Below are 6401 nucleotides of genomic sequence, written 5' to 3'. Positions count from 1 at the left end.
TCTTCCACCAGTACGTCACCTGTTACAAGAGTACTATTCCACCCTCTTAATAGATTTCTAACCGGTGGCGAAATGCTGCTGATTTTATCTTCCGAAAACTCTATCAGCCTGCCTCCTATATGCAGTGTGCAGGTTCCACACAGCCTTCCCATTCGATAAACTGCTACATTAGCGGTTCCCCCGCCAATATCTATATTGGCAATAGTTTTGCTCACTTTTTTAGAATATTGATAAGCTCCTGATCCTTTTGCTGCAATAATTCCCTCTAAATCAGGACCCGCAGTTGCAACTAAAAACTCCCCCGCATGATTTGATAGATGGTGAATCATTTCTTCGGCATTTTGCTTAGTTGCTGTTTCACCTGTAATAATCACGGCACCTGTTTTAATATCTCCAGAACCAACGTTTGCTTTATCATACTCATTTCTAACAAGCTTCTCTATTGCTTCAATATCGATTATTGTTGATGTGAGAAGTGGTGTCCGATAAATCGGGCTGCGATGAATAATTTTTTTATCAATAATCTCRATACGCGGCAAGTGTGTTCCTCCTGCCATATTCATCAGAGAAAATTGGCTTAACACAATTTTGGTTGTGCTTGTTCCTATATCAATTCCTGCGCTGATAATCTCCTCTTTTAGCGGTTCGTATCGTTTCATATCCCTCCACCTCATCAACCTTCAATCAGCAAAAGGTTTTAGTCATTACTGATTGCTAATTAGTCGTGTTTTAGTCAAATAAAAAAGGCACCTCATACGAACTATCTCCTGAAAGATAGCTGTATAAGGCGCCTTTGCCCGTGATTTTTTTGTATATTTAGAATATAACTGATTTTTTACAAAATGTAAAGGTTTTCATTAAAAAATAATATATTTCGATTTCCAGTTATCAGTATACTGTTTCATCTCTTGTAAAGACTGACACTGTACCAAAGCTCGAACCTCTTCAAGCCCTTCTTTGTTGCGGGAAGAAGTAACAACAATAGGCCCATTTACAACTACTTGCCTTGCTTTTTTAATAGCTAAGCTCACATCAGCATCTTCCGCATCACTTTTTGTAATGACCCCAATAGCTAACTTATTGATGCCTGTACTAAAATTGGGTGGAAAGACTGTCTTTTTCTTTGTGGCGTCCTGCAAGTATAATACATGTGTAACTTCAAGAGCGGTTGCCATAATATTTTTATAAAAAAAAGGATTTTCAACATATTCTCCAGGTGTATCAACGATCCAATCATAATAGATTAATGCTTGGGTTTTAACTGCTTCGACCGGCTTTCCAAGCAGAGCATTTGTTAATGTCGATTTGCCTGCACCAATTGAACCAATGAGCATGGCTCTGTTTTTTTTATGCATAACTCTCCCCTCCCTACTATACAATTAAGATTTTGTAATAATTGAAGGTGTGTAACCTAATGTTTCGGAGAGAAAACGATTGATTTCTCTCATTGCCATGTCTACTTCTGAAACGCTCCCCACAATAACAAGACTTCCTGTAAAACGATCTAAAAAACCTAATTGAACATGTGCAGCTTTTGTAGCCAAATCACCTGCAATGATAACCGTCTCACTTGGAGTTAATGTTAGAATGCCTAGAGCTCCTTCTTGCTGTATACCCAATTTTTCAAACATCTCCGGATCTGGATTTGCAATTAAATGGCTTAATGTAATTTGTTTTCCCGGCACAAACTCTTGAATGAAACGCTTTTTTTCTTCACTCATAAAAAATTACCTCTCCCTTATCGTACAAATTCTATACAATGCTTACATCACTTGTGTCTTACTGGTTTTTTCTTCTACCTTTTCATTTTCTTCAGCTGCTGAACTTAAGTACTCGTCTTTTCCAATAATGCCTGCTTCGCGATCCTTCTTTTCTAGCTCCAAGGCTTTTGGAACAGATAGCCAATATGCTAAACCAATGCCTATTACACCTGCAGAGAACTTCCCGATAATAACTGGAAGAATTAATGTCGGCTGGAAATTGGCTGTAAAAGACAAATGATCTCCTAATAAGAATGCCGAGCAAACCGCAAACGAAATATTAATAACTTTGTCTTTTGGAGGCATACTGCGAATAAGCTTAAACATCGCTAAAATATTAGCAATTGTAGCTAAAATACCTGCACTTCCTTCTTTACTTAGTCCGAGTTTTTTCCCTACAGCTTCAAGCGGCTTTCCTGCATATTTTTGAAGCAAATAAACCATTGGAAATGCACCAGCAAGCATGATGCCAATATAACCTGCTGTTTCTAGCGCACGGAATTGATCCGCTTTATCAGCCATGATCGGATGAAATCCCCAGCTTCCAAATAAATGAGAGAATAGGCCCGTAAAAATTTCAACAATGGAGAAAACAAGAACTAGCTTAATTCCGGCATCCATAATACGCCCAAACCACATAAATCCTTTAATCATTAAATCTGGCAAGAAATATAGTCCTACCGCTAATAGCACAACAAATAATAAAAGTGGAGATAAGTTCAAAATAATTTTCAAATAACTTATCGTAAATTCGTATGTTGAATCACTTGTAGTTGAAATAATTTTACGCACATCAGAGTTGGTTACCATAATTAAAACACTTGAAATAAAAGCCCCAATTGGGATCGTTAACACACCTGACATGACGCCGAGCGCCATATATTTGTGGTCGCGTTTATCAAGCATGGCCAGTCCTACTGGAATTGAGAATACAATGGTTGCTCCGGCCATAAATCCTACTATCATGGCCATGACCCATCCTTCATACGACTCTTTTAATACGTGTGCTAATTGATATCCTCCCATATCCGTTGCTAAGATAGAGGTTGCAGCGATAGCAGGATCTGCCCCAATAGCTGAAAAAAAAGGACCGCATACCGTACTAATAAACCACGAAAGATATGGAGTTGCAGCCATGATACCAGCTGCTGGTATAAAAATGTACCCAATAGAATGCAAGCCCTCCATAAATTGCTTTCCTAACCCTTCATCACTGTTTCTAATCGCAGCAATAGCCCCACACACTGCACAAGTCATGATAATATAAATCACGATTTTCCCAATGATAACCACACCCAATTCCCCCTATATGATGATTTTTATTTAAATAGATAATAGTTTAACTATTTCTATCTATTTAAAGCGTATGAAGTAACCTGTTAAGAGCTTTGCTACTAGAGAAAGTTTAAAATTGTTCCCTTAAAAAAGACAAAAAGGTGCCAGGTGGTTTTTTATCACTTAAAACCACTAAGCACCTTTGCTCAAACTATTTACTTGTACAGTGAGGTTAAGTTCCATATTTCTCAATGATGTGTTTTGCTAACTTCTCTAGTGTAACCTGCTTTTTCATGCTAATCGTCCGCATTTTTTTGAAAGCACGATCTTCTGTTAAATTATATTTGTCCATTAAAATTCCTTTTGCTTTTTCAACAATTTTTCGTTTCTTCAGTTCATCATTCATTTCCTGAACTTTTTTCTCATACATTTTTGCATTTTCTGCTTGCTGTAGAGCAATTTCAACTGCTGGAATTAAATTTGATTCAGCTATCGGTTTTACTAAATAGCCTACTATATTCGCTTTTTTTGCTTTATCAATAAACTCCCTCTGGCTGTATGCTGTCAACAGCAGAATAGGAATATTATATTTATTTGAAATAATTTCACTTGCTTTTAGTCCATTTAACTTAGGCATTTTTATATCCATAATAATCAGATCTGGCTTTAGTGCAAAAGCTAATTCAACCGCTTTTTCTCCATCTCCAGCTTCTCCTACTATTTCATAACCATTATCAGAGAGCATCATTGATAAATCTAGTCGTACAATTGACTCATCTTCAACAATCATAATTCGTTTAGTCACGGTGTCCGCCTCTTTCTAATGGGAACCTAGCTGATGCCATGGTGCCATTTGCAGTTCTCTCAATCGAAAATTGACCAGATAAATCGTGAGTGACCATCATGGTAACTATATCTAATCCTAAAGATGGTTTGGCTTCTTTTGAGTACCCAACACCATTATCTTTAATTGTAACCTCTATCTCACAGTTATTCTGTTGAAATGAAACGTGAACCTTACCTTCTTCTCGCCCCTTAAACGCATGTTTCATACAGTTTTGAATGAGCTCATTAATAATTAATGCTATGGAGACAGCTTTATCCGACTCTGTAAAAAGCTGAGTGCCCGAATATTCAATTGAAATATTTTTATTTTCATCCGTAGAGCTATACACTAGCATATTACCAATTTTCTCAATCAAACTAAGAATATCTACATTGTCTACACTAGAGTTGGAAAGAATAATCTCGTACACAGAAGCGATACTTAGAATCCGGTTAAGACTCTCGACAAAATGAGCCTTGCTTTCTTCAGGGAGGCCCCTTCTCATCTGAAGCCTTAATAAACTCGCAATAGTCTGTAAATTATTTTTGACGCGATGATGAATTTCTTGAATCATGACTGATTTGACAACAAGTTCTCTTTCTCGCTCTCTAAGTTCAGTCATATCTCGAAATGTAATAAAAGCGCCATTCGTTGGATTTTCTTGTTTTAAACTAACTTTTTTGACTTGAAACACCTTATTTACAATGGTCACTTCGTGCATAAACAACTGTTCTGGATGATAAAATAACTCTTCTAAACAAGGAAAATATTCGATGATTTGATTGCCTGTCTTACATTCTGAGGAACAGACTTCAGAAACCAAATTAAAAGCAGCAGAATTAAAATATAGAATGTTTAAATTAGGATCAATAAAGAAAAGTGCCTCTCCAATAAACTCTGGAATAAGCGAAGCATTTTCTGTCATCTCCATTAAAATTTCGCTTAACGTATCATTTGCATTTGATAACGTTTTCATTTTTTCTTGACGTTCAACTACTTCACTGATATCTTTCTCCATAATCAATGTAGCAATTACACGATTATTAAATCCTTTAATAGGAACCACACTTTGTTCTACCGTTTTTCCTTCTTGTGTTAAGGCACGATTTAAAGACATGGGTTTTCCATTTCGCAGCGTGTAAAATACTGCTGGTTCAAACGCTTCGTACACAAATTTCCCTGCGACTGGACGTTCATAAACTGACGGTGCAGTTTCTGGTGCAGATTCTGCCACTACAACTGCATGCTGTCCTTCTTTTGTTAAACAATCGATAAACACATTTGCTCGGTTTAAATCAGCAATAAGTGGCAAATTTTTAGCAACTTCATCAATCTTTTGAATATCGACTTCTGCTAGATTTGTATGAAGCCTGCATAAAGAATTTAAGGATAAGGTATGAGTCATATGTAAACTCCTAGCTGCTTTTAAACATTTAAGCATTAAAATATTAGAATATAATAAGTATTATATTTTTCTGAACTTTCTTTGTCAATGATCCATTTTGATGCAAAAATATTTACTTTACGAAGGAAATCTTATTTCTTCTATGTCTTATCCCCCCTTTTTCTAAAGGTAAAAGTGGGCGATCGTGGTCTATCTCCCAGTTGAATTCGCATAGATATAGTCCCTGGGCTTTAAAGCTTTTTACGTAAAAATTAGTATTCTGTTACTTTGTTAGTAATAGCTTATATAGTGAGTTTTGGATTTTAAAAAAAGATAAAATCAACTACGGAGCTGCTTAATAAAAAGAAATACTTAATAATATCAAGTAGCAAAGGGGCGTTTTAATACGATGTCAGTGTCCATAGGAATATGGATTGCTATGTTTGTTGCCATATTTGGGGGCACACTCCGGATATAGGTTAGATAAGAAAAGGAAAAAAGCAGAGAAAAAAAAGAGATCATACAGTACGATAACAAACTGTATGATCTCTTTTTTTAGCCTTTTTTACATCTATTTAGACGAATAAGGTTTTATTTTTACACGCGGGTAGGCACTTTGCAAAGCTACATCATAGTTTAACTCTTACCTCCGTACCGTCAGTAGCTTTGACATCTACTAGTATCATTCCCTTATGTTTCTTCAGTTCCTTAACAATAGGCTTTAGCATGCTTTTATCTATTATCGGAAAAGTGAAATTCAGCCCTTTTCTTTTAAAATGTTCTTTTGTCCATTTATCCGCATGCTTCTGTATAAATTTTGAAAAAGCAACGCTAATAGCAATGTTTAAAAGAGCATATGGAACTGGAATGCTAAATCGAACATCTTTTGTTTTCACTTTTACATGAATCATAAGCAAACCATTATTCAATGATGACTGAAACGGTATCTCCGTTCGCCGATTTAATATCAACAATTTGGCCATCTAACTCGTTTTCGATTGCTTCAACAATCAGGTTTATATCTATATCTTTTACATATTTTTCTGATTGAGGAATACTTGCTGCGATGCTGTGTCCCGCCATTAATACCAGCTTGACAAGCTTGATCGGCAAATTAACCTTTACATTATCGTTTTCAGTTGACACAACTCGAATT

Annotated in this window: 7 protein-coding genes and 1 pseudogene; all 8 read right to left on the bottom strand. The window is 36.1% G+C overall.

What is annotated here, in order from left to right:
* The coding region (locus AC1DRF_RS14095) for an ethanolamine ammonia-lyase reactivating factor EutA (RefSeq protein ID WP_477740964.1) at window positions 1-659 on the bottom strand (659 nt) is incomplete at its 3' end.
* A 198-nt stretch (window positions 660-857) separates the two neighbouring features.
* Window positions 858-1355, bottom strand: a complete 498-nt coding sequence (locus tag AC1DRF_RS14090; RefSeq protein WP_043978247.1) for a EutP/PduV family microcompartment system protein — start codon at window positions 1353-1355, stop codon at window positions 858-860.
* A gap of 24 nt (window positions 1356-1379) precedes the next feature.
* Window positions 1380-1721 (bottom strand): ethanolamine utilization microcompartment protein EutS, encoded by a 342-nt coding sequence (eutS, locus tag AC1DRF_RS14085; protein WP_230185547.1) that lies wholly within the window; start codon window positions 1719-1721, stop codon window positions 1380-1382.
* Between the two features lie 42 nt (window positions 1722-1763).
* The gene (eutH, locus tag AC1DRF_RS14080; RefSeq protein ID WP_230185546.1) at window positions 1764-3053 is read right to left on the bottom strand and encodes an ethanolamine utilization protein EutH; all 1290 of its coding nucleotides are present in this window, start codon (window positions 3051-3053) and stop codon (window positions 1764-1766) included.
* A gap of 214 nt (window positions 3054-3267) precedes the next feature.
* The gene (locus tag AC1DRF_RS14075) at window positions 3268-3840 is read right to left on the bottom strand and encodes an ANTAR domain-containing response regulator (RefSeq protein WP_230185545.1); all 573 of its coding nucleotides are present in this window, start codon (window positions 3838-3840) and stop codon (window positions 3268-3270) included.
* Window positions 3833-5266, bottom strand: coding sequence for a histidine kinase N-terminal domain-containing protein (locus AC1DRF_RS14070; protein WP_427075049.1), 1434 nt, complete (start codon window positions 5264-5266; stop codon window positions 3833-3835). Before AC1DRF_RS14070 ends, AC1DRF_RS14075 begins: the two co-directional genes overlap by 8 nt.
* 608 nt (window positions 5267-5874) lie before the next feature.
* Window positions 5875-6156, bottom strand: a complete 282-nt coding sequence (locus AC1DRF_RS14065; RefSeq protein ID WP_043978267.1) for a hypothetical protein — start codon at window positions 6154-6156, stop codon at window positions 5875-5877.
* 10 nt (window positions 6157-6166) lie between these two features.
* Window positions 6167-6401 (bottom strand): annotated as a pseudogene (locus tag AC1DRF_RS14060) (hypothetical protein); the annotation flags it as partial.

The organism is Priestia sp. P5_B4, from assembly GCF_056400385.1.
The sequence above is the reverse complement of the archived record's forward strand: the minus strand, read 5'-3'. Positions and strand labels throughout refer to the sequence as shown.